Below are 15,388 nucleotides of genomic sequence, written 5' to 3'. Positions count from 1 at the left end.
TAAGACTAGTCCGCCGCTTCGGTCTCGAACAGCTTCGGCATATGCGCCTGGTACCAGGCCTTGAGCTCTTCCAGGGCAGGATGCTCGAGGTTGCGGCGCAGATAACCTTCGACGCGCGGCAGATGCTTCAGATAGTCGGGCTTGCCGTCGCGCTTGTCGAGCCGGGCGAAGATGCCGGCGATCTTGGTGCTGCGCTGGGCGCCGAGGATCGCATAGGCGCGGGCGAAACCGGCGAGATCGAAATCGGGGGCATCGCCGCGCCGCGCCGCGCCATAGGCCGCTAGCAAGCGCAGTTCCAGCGAGGCGGGGACGTCGATGCGGGCATCCTGGCCGAGCGAGACCAGATCATAGGCGGGATGGCCGAGCACCGCATCCTGGAAGTCGATCAGGCCGAGCCGGGCATGGCCCTGGCGCTGCTCCAGCCAGATCAGGTTGGGCGAGTGCACGTCGCGCATCGTCCAGGTCTGGGGCGCCGCGAGGATCTCGTCGAAGAGCTTGCTCCAGATGCGCGCGAACTCGGCCTGGGTGACGGCCGGAAGCGTCACGCCGGCGATATGCGGCGCATACCATTCGAGGATCAGCTCGGTCTCGATGGCGAGTGCCTGGCGGTCGTATGGCGGCAGCGTGTGGTCGCGCCCTTCCGCCACCGGCAGGATCGTCGGCAGGGTGTGACGATGCAGATCGGCGAGGAGCTGCGCCGTAGCCTCGTAGCGCTCGGCGATCGGGCGGCGCTCGGCATCGATCACGCCCTCAGCCCCCAGATCCTCGATCACCAGCAGGCCGGTCGTCAGATCCTGCGCCAGGATCTCCGGCGCCGAATAGCCGAGCGAACGCAGGCCGCGATCCATCGCGACGAAGGCCTCGATCGTCTCGGCAAGATGGGCGAGCGCGCTATAGGGCTTGCCGAGCCGGACCGGGGGACCGTCGGGCCGCGGCGGCGAGATCATCAGCACCGCGGTCTCGCCGTTCGGCCGGGTCAGGCGCTCATAGGCGCGCGTCGAGGCGTCGCCGAGCATGAAGTCGCGGCGGGCCTCGCCCCAGCCGGCCTCGTCGAGGAGGCGGCGCGATGCCACCGCAATGGCCACGCGCTGCTTCCAGAGGACACCGCCCGAGAGATCGGCGATGCGGCCGGTTTCCGGATTGTCGGGGTCGACATCGAGCACGATGTCGATGCGGCGGGCCGCCGGCAGACGGGTGCCAGCCCGGTCAGGCCACTCGACCAGCATGATCAGGCGATCGATATCCTCGACCAGCCCGATATCGTCGAGCTCGTCGGGCGAGCGCACGCGGTAGAGATCGGCATGCAGCACCGTGCCATGGCCCGTCTCGTAGCTCTGGACCAGGGTGAAGGTCGGGCTCGGCGCCTCCAGCGCCGGATCGTCGGCGAGCTCGCGCAGGATGGCGCGCGCCAGGAACGATTTGCCGGAACCGAGATGGCCGGAGAGCGCGACGATGTCGCCAGGCTTGAGGATGGCGGCGATATCGGCAGCGAGGCGCAGCGTCGCCGCCTCGTCCGCCAGCGAGAGCCGGTGCGTCCCGGCCTTGCGGGCTTCTTCGGTCATTCGGCGGCATCCGAGAGCGGCACGCCCTGTGCCGGGAAGACGGCCGTCACCCGCGTGCCGCGGCCGGGCACGGAATCGAGCTCGACATGGCCGCCATGCAATTCGACGATCGAGCGGACGATGGACAATCCCAGCCCGACGCCGCGATGGCTGGAGCCGAGCGAATGGCTCTCGAAGCGCTCGAACACCTTTTCCACCACCTCGGCCGGGATGCCACGGCCCTGATCGACAACCGTGATGCGGATGTCCCCGCCTGTGCGCGTCGCGTTCACCGTCACGGTCTGGCCGGCGGAGGAGAAGCCGATGGCGTTGGAGAGCAGGTTGAACAGCACCTGGCGCAGGCGCTTGCCGTCGGCCCGCAGCGGGCCGGTGCGCGGATCGATCTCGACCTTGAGGTCGAGCTTGGTGTCGGTCAGCCGGTCGTGCAGCCCGGCCGCCGCCTGGGCGATCGTGTCGGCGACGTCGACATCCTGGATTTCGAGCGTCAGCGCGCCGTTGTCGATGGTGGCGAGATCGAGGATGTCGTTGATGATGGCGAGCAGTGCGCCGGAGGAGCGGACGATGTGGGAGGTGTAGTCGCGCTGCTTGTCATTGAGCGCGCCGACCGTCTCGGTGCCGAGCAACTGCGCGAAGCCGATGATGTTGGTCAACGGCGAGCGCAGTTCGTAGGAGACGTGGTGGACGAAATCCTCGCGCAGCCGCGAGATCGTCTCCAGCGCCTCGTTCTTCTCGGTCAGCGCCCTCTCGACATTCACGCTGGCCGTGACGTCGGCGAAGGAGATCAGTGTCGCGCCATCCGGCAGGGGCGCTGCGGCCATGTCGAGCACCGTGCCGTCGCGCCGCTCGATGCGGCTGCTGTAATCCTCGCGCGCATCACGGACGCCCGTGACGACGCTGTGCAATTCGCTCCAGACCTCGTCCTGCGGGAAGAGCGGCCGGCAGAGCCGGATGACCTCATCGATATGCGGCGCGCTGGCCGCGAGGTCGCCGCCCTGGATGCGCCAGGATTGGGCGAAGGCCGGGTTGGAGAGCTTGAGCCGCCCGTCCGAACCGAACACCGCGACGCCTTCGCGCAGCGAGTCGAGCGTCTCGCGCTGGGTGCGGGACAGGGCGTTGAAGCGCGATTCCAGCGTGAAACGCTCGGTGACGTCGTCATAGAGATAGGTAACGCCGCCCTGCGGATTGGGGCTGGCGACGACATGGACGGTGCGCCCGTCCGGCAGGTACCACCAGTCCTCGCTGGCGCGAGTCGCGGTATAGGCAGCCTGCGCCGCCGCCTTCCAGCTGCGGTAATCGCCGAGCTCGGGCAGGCGCCGCTCGGCGCGCAGCTTGTCGAGAATCTCGCCATCGGTCGGCTGGCCGTCGAGGAAGCCCGCTTCCAGCGACCAGAGCGCATCGAAGCCGGAATTGCGATAGACGAGGCGCTGGGTGCCGTCGAAGACGGCGACCGCCGTCTTGAGCCGATCGAGCGTGCGGACATGGGCATCCATCTGGCGCTGGAGATCGGCCCGGACCGCCTCGAGCTCGCTCATGTCGGTGGCGAAGCCGGCATATCCGGTCGGCGTCGGCAGTTCCATGATGTCGAGCGTGCGTCGCTGTCCGGAAACCACGGCCGGCGCGCGCAGGGCGAAGGTCGCGCCTTCCCGGCGCGCCCGCGAGGCGGCATCGCGCTCGGTGCGGTCGAGCAGCTCCAGCCCGCTCTTCGCGACGGCGGCCGGATCAGCAGCTTCCACCGCACGGGCATAGGCGGCGTTGACCCAGGTGAGGCGGCCATCGGCATTGCGCATCCAGGCGGGATGCGGCAGCCCGGCGAGCAGGCTCGAAAGCGCCGCATGGCCCACGGTCACGCGTTCGAGCTCGCCGCGCAGGGTCATGACCTCGGCCCGCTCGCCCGTGACCTCGCGGAAGCGGATCACCGCGCGCCCGGCGACGGGCCGGCCCTCGACGTCGATGAAAGGCCCCGCCTTGCTGCGCAGCGTGAAATTGAAGGCCTCGCCGCGCTGCTTCAGCGCATCGGTCGCGAGTTCCAGACGCTTGGCGTCGACCGGCGGCGCCCAGCTGCCATAAGCCAAAGCGAGCGTCGCACCGGGAGCCCCGAGGAAGCCGCTGTCGCCCTCGAAGATGGGCTCGGCATCACGGCCCTTCCAGCTCACCACCACCTGTGGATCGGCTGCGAGCAGGATCGAGAGCCGCTCCTGATGGCTGCGCGCCGCTTCGAGATCGGCCGCGAGCTTGGCCTCGCGCTTCTGCCAGCGCGTCCGCTCGCGCACATAGATCAGCGATGTCGTCGTGGCGAAGACGGTCAGGCCCGCCAGGACCAGCGAAAGCCCGCCCGAGCCCATGGTATCGAAGGGTACGGGTGCCAGCCACTCGCTGCGCGCCATGGTCGGAACGGTGACCGACGCCGCCGCCAGCGCGGGCAGCAATGCGCGCGGTCGCCAGCCGCCATCTCGCTCCTGTCGCCTCGCCCGTGCCATCCCTGCGTCCGTCGTCTCTCCGGCGGCCTTGAGCCGCCCTGTCCATCGGGCCCGTCGGAATCGGCCGGGGGAGCTGGCAGGGCTGCCATCTCCGGAGGGGCCGATCCACGCTCGCTACCACGCCAATCACATCAGAGCTTTCGATCCGGCCCGCGCATCGCGGCGACCGAATCAGTCCCACTCTAATCATCGCTGGAGTCCGTCAGGAAGTGCTTAATGGCAGGTAAATCGTTCGATTTGCCGGCCGAGCCGGCGCGTTGCCGGGGATCGTCAAGCAGTAGATGCCGTTAGCCGACGAGGCACAATTTGTAGTATCCCGAAGCCTGATTCCCGGAAGGCACAGACATGAAAAAAGGCCCGGCTAACGCCGGGCCTTCCATTCGGGAGCGCCGTGGCGCCTTGTCAGTAGCGGTAGAGCTCCGGCTTGAACGGTCCGGTCACCGGCAGGCCGAGATACTTCGCCTGCGCATCGTTGAGCACGGTCAGCTTGGCGCCGACCTTGGCCAGATGCAGCGCCGCGACCTTCTCGTCGAGATGCTTCGGCAGCGTGTAGACCTTGTTCTCGTACTTGGCGTGATGGTTCCAGAGTTCGACCTGGGCCAGCGTCTGGTTCGAGAACGAGCAGGACATCACGAAGGACGGATGGCCGGTCGCGTTGCCGAGGTTCACGAGGCGGCCTTCCGAGAGCAGGATGATGCGCTTGCCGTCGGGGAACTCGATCTCGTCGACCTGCGGCTTGACGTTGTCCCACTTGAAGTTCTTCAGGCCGGCAACCTGAATCTCCGAGTCGAAATGGCCGATATTGCAGACGATGGCGCGGTGCTTCATCGCGCGCATATGCTCGACGGTGATCACGTCGAGGTTGCCGGTGGCGGTCACGAAGATGTCGGCGCGCGGAGCGGCGTCCTCCATGGTGACGACCTCATAGCCCTCCATCGCCGCCTGCAGGGCGCAGATCGGGTCGATCTCGGTGACCAGCACGCGGCAGCCGGCCTGGCGCAGCGAGGCGGCCGAGCCCTTGCCGACGTCGCCATAGCCGGCGACGGCCGCAACCTTGCCCGACATCATGACGTCGGTGCCGCGGCGGATGGCGTCGACCAGCGACTCGCGGCAGCCGTAGAGGTTGTCGAACTTTGACTTGGTGACGCTGTCGTTGACGTTGATCGCCGGGAAGGGCATGCGGCCGGCCTTGGCCAGCTCGTACAGGCGGTGCACGCCGGTGGTGGTCTCTTCCGAGACGCCCTTGATCGCGGCGCGGGTCTTGGTGAACCAGCCCGGATTGGCCTTGAGCTCGCGCTTGATCAGCTTGAAGAAGATCGTCTCTTCCTCATTGCCCGGCTTGTCGAGGAACTCGGCCTTGCCGGCCTCGGCCTCGGCGCCGAGGATGATGAGCATGGTCAGGTCGCCGCCATCGTCGAGGATCATGTTCGGCGTGCCGCCGTCACCCCAGGTCGCGGTCTTCAGCACGTACTCCCAGTACTCTTCCAGCGTCTCGCCCTTGATGGCGAAGACAGGGGTGCCGGTCGCGGCGATCGCGGCGGCTGCATGGTCCTGGGTCGAGAAGATGTTGCAGGACGACCAGCGCACATCGGCGCCGAGATCCTTCAGCGTCTCGATCAGCACGGCGGTCTGGATCGTCATGTGCAGGCAGCCGGCGATGCGGGCGCCCTTGAGCGGGAACTTGCCCTTGTGCTCGGCGCGGATCGCCATCAGGCCCGGCATCTCGTCCTGAGCCATGTTGATTTCCTTGCGGCCGTAATCCGCAAGCGAGATGTCCTTGACGATGTAATCCGACACGGGTGGCTCCAATCGCTCAGCCTGAATGATGGCGCGCTCTCTAGCAGCGCACGGAGCGAATGGCAATCAAAGATATAAAGATGTCTTTATATGATTGCCGAAGCCTGCACAGCCGCCGTCATGCTCGGGCTTGACCCGAGCATCTCATGACGATGACGCCATTGACCCGCAGCCTATCTGGAACGAGTTTCCCGGATCGGCGCTGCGCTCGGGAGTGACGCCCGAGCTACGCCCCTACTCCCCCTCGCCGAACCTGTCGGCGATCAGGGCCGCGAGGGCGTCGAGCGCCGGTTTCGCTTCCGCCCCCTTCGCGACGATGGTGATCGTCGAGCCGATGCCGGCGCCCAGCGTCAGAACGCCCATGATCGAGGTCGCGCCGACCGTCTCGCCGCAGCGGCTGACCGTGATGTCAGCCTCGTAGCGGGCGGCGCATTGCACGAATTTCGCCGTGGCGCGGGCGTGCAGCCCCTTCTTGTTGACGATCTGGAATTCACCGTAGAGGGCCCCGGCGGGAATTTCGACTTCGGGGCAATCGCAGTCTTCGTCCATCCGCCCCTCTCGGCGCCGTTACTTGCCGGCCAACACGCGGCTGGCGACGGTGATGTATTTCCGGCCCGCATCCTGCGCGCTGGTGACGGCTTCGTCGAGGGTCTTCTCCTCGCGCACGCTGGCGAGCTTGATCAGCATCGGCAGGTTGACGCCCGCGACGACGTCGATGCGGCCGGGCTCCATCACCGAGATCGCCAGGTTCGAGGGCGTGCCGCCGAACATGTCGGTCAGGATGATGACGCCACGGTCGGTCTCGACCTGCTCGACGGCGGCGATGATGTCGCGGCGTCGGCTTTCCATGTCGTCATCGGGAGCGATGGCGATGGTCGCGAGGTTCTTTTGGGGGCCGACGACGTGTTCGAGCGCAGCGCGGAACTCCGTCGCCAAATGCCCATGCGTCACGAGGACCAGTCCGATCATTCAATCCAGCACCGGCGAGCGCCGTCGGGCGCCCGGACAAGGTCGCGGGTTATGCGGCAGACGCGAGATATGCGCAAGCCATCGGCCGTCAAACTTGTCGAAATCGTGGTTAGCGGCCGGCGTCTGTGAATAAGTCGAGCGCGTTCAACGCAAGCCTCTCGTCGCCGGCGCGACCCGTCATGCGCAAGCGAGGGAGATCGATGCCTGCGAGGCTGTCGACGAGATCCTCGGGTTCGGGCATCCGCGCCGGCTCCTCGGCCGCCAGATCGACGACGAGTCTGATCACGACCGCTCCGGTGTGGGGTTCGGGCGTTAGGCCAAGGCCGCGCCGCTCGACGATGCCCTCCAGCGGCGCCACCGGCCGCGCTACCAGCCGATCGCCGGTCGCGACGAGCTCCGTTCGGTCATCGGCGACCAGCCGGGCGAAGCGACCGGTCTGTCCGGCGAGCGCGATCAGGGCCAGCGCGAGCGTCGACTTGCCGGTTCCCGAAGCGCCGCGGATCAGGATGCCGGCCTCGCCGACGGCCACGACGGTCGCATGGATACGCGTTCGCGGGCGCGCCCCGGCAGCCATCCCACCGTCAGGCTGCATGGGTATAAGCCGCCGGCAGACAGACGATGAAGCGGGCCCCGAGGCGCTGCGCCTCGCCATCCGGGCCGACCGGCCCCAGCCGGTTCTCGGCCCGGATCGAGCCGCGATGCGCTTCGATGATCTGGCGCGAGATCGACAGGCCGAGGCCGGAATTCTGGCCGAACCCCTCGTTCGGACGATCGGTATAGAAGCGCTCGAAGATGCGCTCCAGCGCATGGGGCTCGATACCCGGCCCCTCGTCCTCGACGGTGATGAGCACGTCGTTGGCAACGCGCGAGAGCATGACCTTCACCGGCTTGTCGGGCGGCGAGAAGGAGCGGGCATTGTCGATCAGGTTGACCAGGACCTGGCCGATGCGGGAATCATGGCCGAGCACGAGGAAGGCATCGTCGCCCAGGCGCTGGTTGCGGCGATCGCTGCCCAGCTCGATCAGGGCCCGCCCTTCGCGGCGGGTCTCGTTCTGGATCGTGACCACGGCCTCCAGAACCTGGCTGACATCGACCGGGGCGGAATCGTTGCGGGCGAGTTCGGCATCGAGCCGCGAGGCATCGGAGATATCCGAGATCAGACGGTCGAGCCGGCGGACATCGTGCTGGATCACGGCCATCAGGCGCCCGCGCGCATCCTCGTTGCGGGCGCGGGGCAGGGTCTCGACGGCGCTGCGCAGCGAGGTCAGCGGATTCTTCAACTCATGAGCGACGTCAGCCGCGAAGCTCTCGATCGCCTCGATGCGGCTGTAGAGCGCCTTGGTCATGTCGCGCAGCGTGCCGGACAAATGGCCGATCTCGTCGTGACGACTGCTGAAATCCGGGATCTGCTCGCGCGACTTGACGCCGCGCCGCACGCGCTGGGCGGCATCCGCGAGCTTGCGGATCGGCTCGGCGATGGTGCCCGCCAGCAGGATCGAGAGCACGATCATCACGCCGGCGGCGACCGCGAAGACCTGGAAGATCGCGAAACGCTCGGCAGCGATCACCGCATCGATGTCGCCGCCTTGCGTGGAGAGCAGCAACGCGCCCTTCACGGTGCGGAAGCGCTGCACCGGCACCGCCACCGAAACGATGGTCTGGCCGCGGGTATTGACGCGCACGACGCTCGCCGGCGCGCCGTTCAGGGCGCGGGCGACCTCCGGATAGGATTTGCCGTTGGCGTTCTCGAAATCGTCATAGGTCGGGACATCGGCCTTGCCGAGCCGGTTGCGCAGCATGTTCCAGGTGCGCTCCAGCAGCGGCGGCTCGTCGGGCTCGCCGACGCGCGGCAGATCGAGGCGCAGCACGTCGCCGCGCGAATACAGGCTGCGCGAGTCGATGGTGAGCATGCCGTCCTTGTCGTAGACCCGGGCGCGGGTCTTGGTCGGCGTCACCAGCCGGCGCAGCAGCGGCGCGACCTTCTCGGGATTGATCGAGAAATCGAGCGGGTCCTCGGCAATGCCGGCGCTCTCGCCGGCCTGGAGCTGCAGCAGCTTGTCGGGATCGATGGTGATCGTGTCGATTTCGACCGTGGCGGAGGCCGCGATCGCGCCGGCGATGATCTCGCCCTGGGTCAGCAGGCTCTGGACGCGCGCCTCGATCAAGCCCTCGCGGAACTGGTTGAGATAGAGGAAGCCTATCAGCAGCGCGACGAGCCCGCCGAGATTGAGGACGAGGATGCGCCGCGTCAGGCTGGAGGCGGCGCGCAGCGAAATCGCGCGCGCCAGGCGCCGCCACGCGATGCCGGTGCGGCGACGCAGCACGGCACGCCAGCCGGCAGGCGGTGCTGACGCTCTAGCCTCGTTGTCGACGGTTGCCATGGCTGCGGCTTGCTTCCGCTCGGGAGGGTGGCTGCGGCGAATCCGCCGCGCGTCGGCCTTCCTTGCCTCAGGTTTCCTTGAAGCGATAGCCCACGCCGTAGAGCGTCTCGATCATGTCGAAATCGGCATCGACCTGATTGAACTTCTTGCGCAGGCGCTTGATGTGGCTGTCGATGGTGCGGTCGTCGACATAGACCTCGTCGTCATAGGCCGCGTCCATCAGGGCATTGCGGCTCTTCACCACGCCGGGGCGCTGCGCCAGCGACTGCAGGATCAGGAACTCGGTGACGGTGAGGGTCACCGGCTCGCCCTTCCAGGTGCAGGTATGGCGCTCGGGGTCCATGCGCAGCAGGCCGCGCTCCAGAGCCTTGGCATCCTCGGTGCGCGGGGCGGCGGTCGCATCCTTGGCGCCGGCGCGGCGCAGGATCGCCTTGACGCGCTCGACCAGCAGGCGCTGCGAGAACGGCTTCCGGATGAAATCGTCGGCGCCCATCTTCAGGCCGAAGAGCTCGTCGATCTCCTCGTCCTTGGAGGTGAGGAAGATCACGGGCAAGTCCGATTTCTGGCGCAGGCGGCGCAGCAACTCCATGCCGTCCATGCGCGGCATCTTGATGTCGAAGATCGCGAGATCCGGCGGGTTCTGCTTCAGCCCGTCGAGGGCCGAGGCACCGTCGGTATAGGTCAGGATGCGATAGCCCTCGGCCTCGAGGGCGATCGAAACCGACGTCAGGATGTTGCGGTCGTCGTCGACCAGCGCAATCGTTGGCATAAGGCCTTCGTCTCTTTTTCTCGTTGCATATACGGGCTCCCCTCTCGCGGGAGAGAGGCCAAAGCATGGCGGCAATCTAGCCGGAGCGGGGCGATTTGCCTATGTCCCCGTATCACAAGCCGGAAATCGCAGGGAGGTTCCATGGCCAGGGATGTCAAGGACGTGATTCAGCCGATGGACGAAGCCGTCCGACAGGAGGCCAGGGGCCTGCTGCGCGAGGCCCGCTCCGCCGCGCTCGCCACGCTCGGTCCCGATGGCCATCCCTCCGCGAGCCTGGTCGGGCTCGCCACCGACATCCAGGGCACGCCGATCATCCTGATCTCCGGGCTCGCCGCGCATACAAGCAATCTCGCCAATGATCCGCGCGCCTCGCTGCTGATCTCGCCCGGCGGCAAGGGCGACCCGCTCGCCCATGCGCGGATCACGCTGAAGGTCCGTGCCCGCAAGATCGACCGCGAGAGCGAGGAAGGCGCGCGCATCCGCCGCCGCTATCTCGCGCGCCAGCCGAAATCGGCGCTCTATGCCGATTTCCCGGATTTCAGCTTCTTTGCACTGGAGATCGAGGGCGCGAGCCTGAACGGCGGCTTCGCCCGCGCCTTTGCGCCGTCACCGACCGATCTCATGAGCGATCCGACCCATGCCGCGGCGCTGGCTGAAGTCGAAGCCGGCGCCGTCGCCCATATGAACGAGGATCATGCCGAGGCGATCGGCCTCTATGCCACGCGATTGCTCGGTGCGAAGGCCGGCGATTGGCGGGCTATCGGACTCGATCCGGACGGGCTCGACCTGGCGCTCGGCAGCGCGGCGCTGCGCCTGCCTTTCCCGACCTCTGTGGACGGCCCCGGCAGCCTGCGGCGCATCCTCGCCGAACTGGCAGGCAAAGCGCGTTCCCAGGCGACGTGACATCCCGCAAGCCGCCGGCATGCCCGGCCCTGGCGAAGACACGCGGCCATTTACCACAGGTTGAAATTCAATCGATTTAGAAAACCTCGCGGCGACGTCGGGTATTTTCAATGACTTGAGCGAGGCGACGCATCGCCTTAAAGAGCATCGTGGCCGCAAGGCCTCGCCTTCGACGCCTGGGCCTCGCCACCGGCCCCAGCGCATTCGTGAAGACAACGGGCCGCCCTCAGCATGGCCGGCCTCCGGAGGAATTCAGTGGACATTATCGGTCAGTTCAATGCCGCTCATGGTGCCGAAGGCTTCGGCTTCCGCAAGCTCAAGGCCGTGCACTGGAACCTGGAAGCGCCGCAGCTCTACGAGGAATCGCTGCACCGGGGCGAATCCCAGCTCGCCCGCGGCGGCGCGCTCTGCGCCGATACCGGCAGCCATACCGGCCGCTCGCCCAAGGACAAGTTCACGGTGCGCGACGCGCTGACTGAGAACACTGTCTGGTGGGACAACAACCAGGCGATGAGCCCAGAGCATTTCGAGACGCTGCTCGGCGACTTCCTCGCCCATGCCGAGGGCAAGGAGCTGTTCGCGCAGGATCTCTATGGCGGCGCCGACCCCGTCCATCGCGTCAAGGCCCGCGTTTTCACCGAGATGGCCTGGCATTCGCTGTTCATCCGCAACCTGCTGATCCGGCCGCCGCGCGACGAGATCAACGCCTATGTGCCGGAGATGACGATCGTCGACCTGCCGAGCTTCAAGGCCGACCCGAAGCGCCATGGCTGCCGCAGCGAGACCGTCGTCGCGATCGACTTCACCCGCAAGATCGTGCTGATCGGCGGCTCGGCCTATGCCGGCGAGATGAAGAAATCGGTCTTCACCTATCTGAACTACGTCCTGCCGACCAAGGGCGTGGTGCCGATGCACTGCTCGGCCAATGTCGGCCCGAAGGACGATTCCGCGATCTTCTTCGGCCTCTCCGGTACCGGCAAGACCACGCTCTCGGCCGATCCGGAGCGCACGCTGATCGGCGACGACGAGCATGGCTGGTCGAAGGAAGGCATCTTCAATTTCGAGGGCGGCTGCTACGCCAAGACGATCCGCCTCTCGGCCGAGGCCGAGCCGATGATCCATGCGGCCTCGCTGCGCTTCGGCACGGTGCTCGAGAACACCGTCATGGACCCGCTGACGCGCGAGGTCGATTTCGACGACCAGAGCAAGACCGAGAACACGCGCTCGGCCTATCCGCTCGACTTCATCCCGAACGCCTCGCGCACCGGCCGCGCCGGCATCCCGAAGAACATCGTGATGCTGACGGCCGACGCCTTCGGCGTGATGCCGCCGATCGCCAAGCTGACCCCGGCCGAGGCGATGTATCACTTCCTCTCCGGCTACACCGCCAAGGTCGCCGGCACGGAGCGTGGGCTGACCGGCGTCGAGCCGGAATTCTCGACCTGCTTCGGCTCGCCCTTCCTGCCGCGGCATCCGTCGGAATACGCCAACCTGCTGCGCGACTTCATCGACAAGCACCATGTCGATTGCTGGCTGGTCAACACCGGCTGGACCGGCGGCCAGTACGGCACCGGCCGGCGCATGCCGATCCGCGTCACACGCCGCCTGCTCTCCTCGGCGCTCGACGGCTCGCTCAACCGCGCCGATTTCCGCCGCGACCCCTATTTCGGCTTCGCGGTGCCGAGCTCGGTGCCCGGCGTTGAGCCGCATATCCTCTACCCCGTGAAGACCTGGGCCGATAAGGCCGCCTTCGCCGAGACCGCGAAGAACCTCGTCGGCATGTTCGCCAAGAACTTCGCCAAGTTCGAGGACCATGTCGACGACGCCGTGAAGGCGGCGGCGCCGACGAATTACCTCGCGGCCTGACGCCAAGCCCTCCGGGCTGTGCTACGAGAGGCGGCCATGGGCCGCCTCTTTTTCATTGTGCTGAAGCTTCTCCTCACCCTCGTCATTCTCGGCGCCGCGACCTGGGGCGCGGGGCTCCTGCTGTTCCGCCTCTCGGGCACGACCGCGACAATCGCCGCGATCGGCTTCGGCATCGCGGCCTTGGCCGGGCTCGTCGGCATCTGGACCAGCGACGTGCGCCTGTCGCTCGGCTTCGCCATGGTCTTCGTCGGTCTGCTCGGGTGGTGGAGCAGCCTCCAGCCCTCGCATGACCGCGACTGGATTCCCGAGCTCGCGCGGCTGCCCACCGTCACGCGCGAGGGCGAGGCGATCACCGTCTCCAACCTGCGCGATTTCCGCTGGCGCACGGAAGAGGATTTCGACCAGCGCTGGGAGACGCGGCGCTACAATCTCGCAGCCGTCACCGGCGCCGATGTCTTCCTGACCTACTGGTCCGGCGAGGCGATCGCGCATCTGATGATCAGCTTCACTTTTTCCGATTCGGTGCCGCTCACCATCTCGATCGAGGTCCGGCGCGAGAAGGGCGAGGACTGGTCGGCGCTGGCCGGCTTCTTCCGCAGCTATGAGATGGCCTATGTCGCGGCCGACGAGCGCGACATCGTGGGCTTGCGCACCCATGCGCGGCGCGAGGATGCAAGGCTCTTCCGGCTCAGCGCCTCGGGAACGCAGGCCCGCGACCTGCTCGTCGCCTATATCGCGGATATCAACGACCTCGCCGCCAAGCCGCGCTGGTACAACACGCTGACGACCAATTGCACGACGGTGGTCTACCATCTCGTCGGCAGCGTCGCGCCGGGCTGGACATTCTCGCTGCCGCTCGATCCGCGCGTGCTGCTCTCCGGCTACCTGCCCGGCTATCTCCAGCAGATCGGCGCGATCCGGCAGGATATCCCGCTGGAGGAGCTGGTCCGGCGCGCCCGCATCGGCGATCACGCGCGCACGCTCTCGCTCGACGATCCGCAGTTCTCGGCGAAGATCCGCGAGGGCGTTCCGGCCGGGCGGCCGTAACCACGGCTGTCATCCCGTGCGCGCCGCGGCGCGAAGTGCCGCTGCGCAGACACGGGACCGCGTGCGAGATAGGGCGCCTTCTCCGGAGCGCGCGCAGAACGAGGCGCCCCTTCCGTGAGACGGTCCTGTGTCTGCGCCGCAGCATTGGCATGCTGCTGCGCGCACGGGATGACACCCTGCTTTACCGGAAGAACAGGAAGGTCTGCACCACGAAGAGCGGGATCAGGATCGCCCCCGACCAGAGCATGTAGCCGAAGAAGGAGGGCATCTTCACCTTCCGGTCCTTGGCGATGGCGTAGACCATGAAGTTCGGGGCGTTGCCGATATAGCTGTTGGCGCCCATGAAGACCGCGCCGGCCGAGATCGCCGCCAGCGTCAGCGCCCCCGTCGTCATCAGCGCCTTCGGATCGCCGCCGGCCAGCTCGAAGAAGACGAGATAGGTCGGGGCGTTGTCGAGGAAGGAGGAGAGCGCGCCGGTCAGCCAGAAATAGGCCACCGTGTTGGCGCTGCCGTCGGCATTGGTGACGAGCCCGACCAGCGGCGCGAAGGCGCCCGCCTTGCCGGCCTGCAGCATCGCCAGAACCGGGATGATGCAGATGAAGATGCCAGCGAAGAGCTTGGCAACCTCCTTGATCGGCCCCCAGGAGAACTCGTTGCCGGCGCGGATGGGACCGGGCGTCAGCTTGAGCGAGAGGCCGGCAAGCGCGAGCAGGATGACGTCGCGCAGCAGGTTCTGGCCCTCGACGGGGACGCCATGCACGGTGAAGGCGACACCCGGCTTCCAGTTCGCCGACATCAGGATCGCGACGATGACGCCGGCCAGCAACAGGATGTTGACCTTGCCCCAGAGCTTGATGGCGCGGTCCGGCGTCGGGTCCTTGAGCTTCGGAAAGCCCTCTTCCTTGCGGAAGAGAAAACTGTCGAGCGCGTAGAACAGGGCAAGCAGCACGACGACGGCGAAGGCCGTCTCGGGCAACAGATGTTTCGTGGTCCAGAAGAAATCGACGCCGCGCAGAAAGCCGAGGAACAGCGGCGGGTCGCCGAGCGGCGTCAGCGAACCGCCGATATTCGAGACCAGGAAGATGAAGAACACGACGACATGGACATTGAAACGCCGGTCATCGTTCGCCCGCAGCACCGGCCGGATCATGATGATCGAGGCACCGGTCGTGCCGACGAAGCTTGCGAGCACCGTGCCGATCGCCAGCAGCACCGTATTGGTCGCCGGCGTGCCGTGCAGGTTGCCCGAGATCAGGATGCCGCCCGCGATGGTGAAGAGCGCGAAGAGCAGGATGATGAAGGGGATGTAGTCGAGCAGCGCGGTGTGGAGCAGAGCCCCCAAAGCCGGATCGACGCCGCGCAGCAGAAACAGCGGCACCAGCGTCAGCAAGGCCCAGAACGCGGCGAACTTGCCATAGTGATGCTCCCAGAGATGCGGGAACAGCACCGGGCCGAGCGCGATCGAGAGCAGCATGCCGGCGAAGGGCAGGGCCCAGCCGACACCCATGCTGGCGCCGCCGATATCGCCTGCCGCCCAGGCGGCACCGGGCATCGCCACGAGCGCAAGCGACGTCGTTGCGATCAGCCGGCCGGCGAACCCCATCACGGCCCGCGCCC

12 protein-coding genes are annotated in these 15,388 nt (G+C 67.0%); 3 read left to right on the top strand and 9 right to left on the bottom strand.

The features are described from left to right. Positions 1 to 5 precede the first annotated feature (5 nt). The 8 genes from tsaE to ASE61_RS25465 all read right to left on the bottom strand — a co-directional run bounded on the left by tsaE (position 6) and on the right by ASE61_RS25465 (position 9,955). Positions 6 to 1,562: a tRNA (adenosine(37)-N6)-threonylcarbamoyltransferase complex ATPase subunit type 1 TsaE gene (tsaE, locus tag ASE61_RS25500; protein WP_061971774.1), complete on the bottom strand. Its 1,557-nt coding sequence runs from the start codon at positions 1,560 to 1,562 to the stop codon at positions 6 to 8. Further along, complete coding sequence (locus tag ASE61_RS25495) at positions 1,559 to 4,039, bottom strand: sensor histidine kinase (RefSeq protein ID WP_061971772.1); 2,481 nt, start codon at positions 4,037 to 4,039, stop codon at positions 1,559 to 1,561. The genes tsaE and ASE61_RS25495 overlap by 4 nt, the downstream gene beginning before the upstream one ends. A gap of 402 nt (positions 4,040 to 4,441) precedes the next feature. Next, positions 4,442 to 5,848: an adenosylhomocysteinase gene (ahcY, locus tag ASE61_RS25490; protein ID WP_413813555.1), complete on the bottom strand. Its 1,407-nt coding sequence runs from the start codon at positions 5,846 to 5,848 to the stop codon at positions 4,442 to 4,444. Between the two features lie 222 nt (positions 5,849 to 6,070). Continuing rightward, a complete protein-coding gene (locus tag ASE61_RS25485) occupies positions 6,071 to 6,385 on the bottom strand; it encodes an HPr family phosphocarrier protein (protein WP_061971768.1) in 315 nt (104 codons plus the stop codon). An 18-nt stretch (positions 6,386 to 6,403) separates the two neighbouring features. Beyond that, entirely contained in the window at positions 6,404 to 6,805 is a 402-nt protein-coding gene (locus tag ASE61_RS25480) for a PTS sugar transporter subunit IIA (RefSeq protein WP_061971766.1), read from the bottom strand. A 109-nt stretch (positions 6,806 to 6,914) separates the two neighbouring features. Beyond that, on the bottom strand, positions 6,915 to 7,379 hold the full coding sequence (locus tag ASE61_RS25475; RefSeq protein WP_082617751.1) for an HPr kinase/phosphorylase: 465 nt from the start codon (positions 7,377 to 7,379) through the stop codon (positions 6,915 to 6,917). Between the two features lie 7 nt (positions 7,380 to 7,386). Next, positions 7,387 to 9,186, bottom strand: a complete 1,800-nt coding sequence (locus ASE61_RS25470) for a stimulus-sensing domain-containing protein (RefSeq protein WP_082617750.1) — start codon at positions 9,184 to 9,186, stop codon at positions 7,387 to 7,389. A gap of 67 nt (positions 9,187 to 9,253) precedes the next feature. Then, on the bottom strand, positions 9,254 to 9,955 hold the full coding sequence (locus tag ASE61_RS25465) for a response regulator transcription factor (RefSeq protein WP_061971764.1): 702 nt from the start codon (positions 9,953 to 9,955) through the stop codon (positions 9,254 to 9,256). A 141-nt stretch (positions 9,956 to 10,096) separates the two neighbouring features. Between ASE61_RS25465 and ASE61_RS25460 the strand changes: the two genes are divergently transcribed. The 3 genes from ASE61_RS25460 to ASE61_RS25450 all read left to right on the top strand — a co-directional run bounded on the left by ASE61_RS25460 (position 10,097) and on the right by ASE61_RS25450 (position 13,771). Beyond that, complete coding sequence (locus ASE61_RS25460) at positions 10,097 to 10,858, top strand: HugZ family protein (RefSeq protein WP_061971762.1); 762 nt, start codon at positions 10,097 to 10,099, stop codon at positions 10,856 to 10,858. A gap of 255 nt (positions 10,859 to 11,113) precedes the next feature. Further along, positions 11,114 to 12,724 carry a phosphoenolpyruvate carboxykinase gene (locus ASE61_RS25455; RefSeq protein WP_113586318.1) on the top strand — a complete coding sequence of 537 codons (1,611 nt, stop codon included), beginning with the start codon at positions 11,114 to 11,116 and terminating at the stop codon, positions 12,722 to 12,724. Between the two features lie 36 nt (positions 12,725 to 12,760). Next, complete coding sequence (locus tag ASE61_RS25450; protein ID WP_061971758.1) at positions 12,761 to 13,771, top strand: DUF4105 domain-containing protein; 1,011 nt, start codon at positions 12,761 to 12,763, stop codon at positions 13,769 to 13,771. Between the two features lie 181 nt (positions 13,772 to 13,952). Here ASE61_RS25450 and ASE61_RS25445 read toward each other — a convergent pair whose 3' ends face one another. Further along, a complete protein-coding gene (locus ASE61_RS25445) occupies positions 13,953 to 15,374 on the bottom strand; it encodes a sodium:proton antiporter (RefSeq protein WP_061971756.1) in 1,422 nt (473 codons plus the stop codon). Positions 15,375 to 15,388 lie beyond the last annotated feature (14 nt).

The organism is Allobosea sp. Root670, from assembly GCF_001429415.1.
Classification (GTDB): Bacteria; Pseudomonadota; Alphaproteobacteria; order Rhizobiales; family Beijerinckiaceae; genus Allobosea; species Allobosea robiniae.
The sequence above is the reverse complement of the archived record's forward strand: the minus strand, read 5'-3'. Positions and strand labels throughout refer to the sequence as shown.

What these genes read in the sequence shown, in the direction of transcription:
- tsaE (WP_061971774.1), bottom strand. Translation starts at nt 1,562, where the DNA reads ATGACCGAAGAAGCCCGCAAGGCCGGGACGCACCGGCTCTCGCTGGCG.
- ASE61_RS25495 (WP_061971772.1), bottom strand. Translation starts at nt 4,039, where the DNA reads ATGGCACGGGCGAGGCGACAGGAGCGAGATGGCGGCTGGCGACCGCGC.
- ASE61_RS25485 (WP_061971768.1), bottom strand. Translation starts at nt 6,385, where the DNA reads ATGGACGAAGACTGCGATTGCCCCGAAGTCGAAATTCCCGCCGGGGCC.
- ASE61_RS25480 (WP_061971766.1), bottom strand. Translation starts at nt 6,805, where the DNA reads ATGATCGGACTGGTCCTCGTGACGCATGGGCATTTGGCGACGGAGTTC.
- ASE61_RS25475 (WP_082617751.1), bottom strand. Translation starts at nt 7,379, where the DNA reads ATGGCTGCCGGGGCGCGCCCGCGAACGCGTATCCATGCGACCGTCGTG.
- ASE61_RS25470 (WP_082617750.1), bottom strand. Translation starts at nt 9,186, where the DNA reads ATGGCAACCGTCGACAACGAGGCTAGAGCGTCAGCACCGCCTGCCGGC.
- ASE61_RS25465 (WP_061971764.1), bottom strand. Translation starts at nt 9,955, where the DNA reads ATGCCAACGATTGCGCTGGTCGACGACGACCGCAACATCCTGACGTCG.
- ASE61_RS25460 (WP_061971762.1), top strand. Translation starts at nt 10,097, where the DNA reads ATGGCCAGGGATGTCAAGGACGTGATTCAGCCGATGGACGAAGCCGTC.
- ASE61_RS25450 (WP_061971758.1), top strand. Translation starts at nt 12,761, where the DNA reads ATGGGCCGCCTCTTTTTCATTGTGCTGAAGCTTCTCCTCACCCTCGTC.
- ASE61_RS25445 (WP_061971756.1), bottom strand. Translation starts at nt 15,374, where the DNA reads ATGGGGTTCGCCGGCCGGCTGATCGCAACGACGTCGCTTGCGCTCGTG.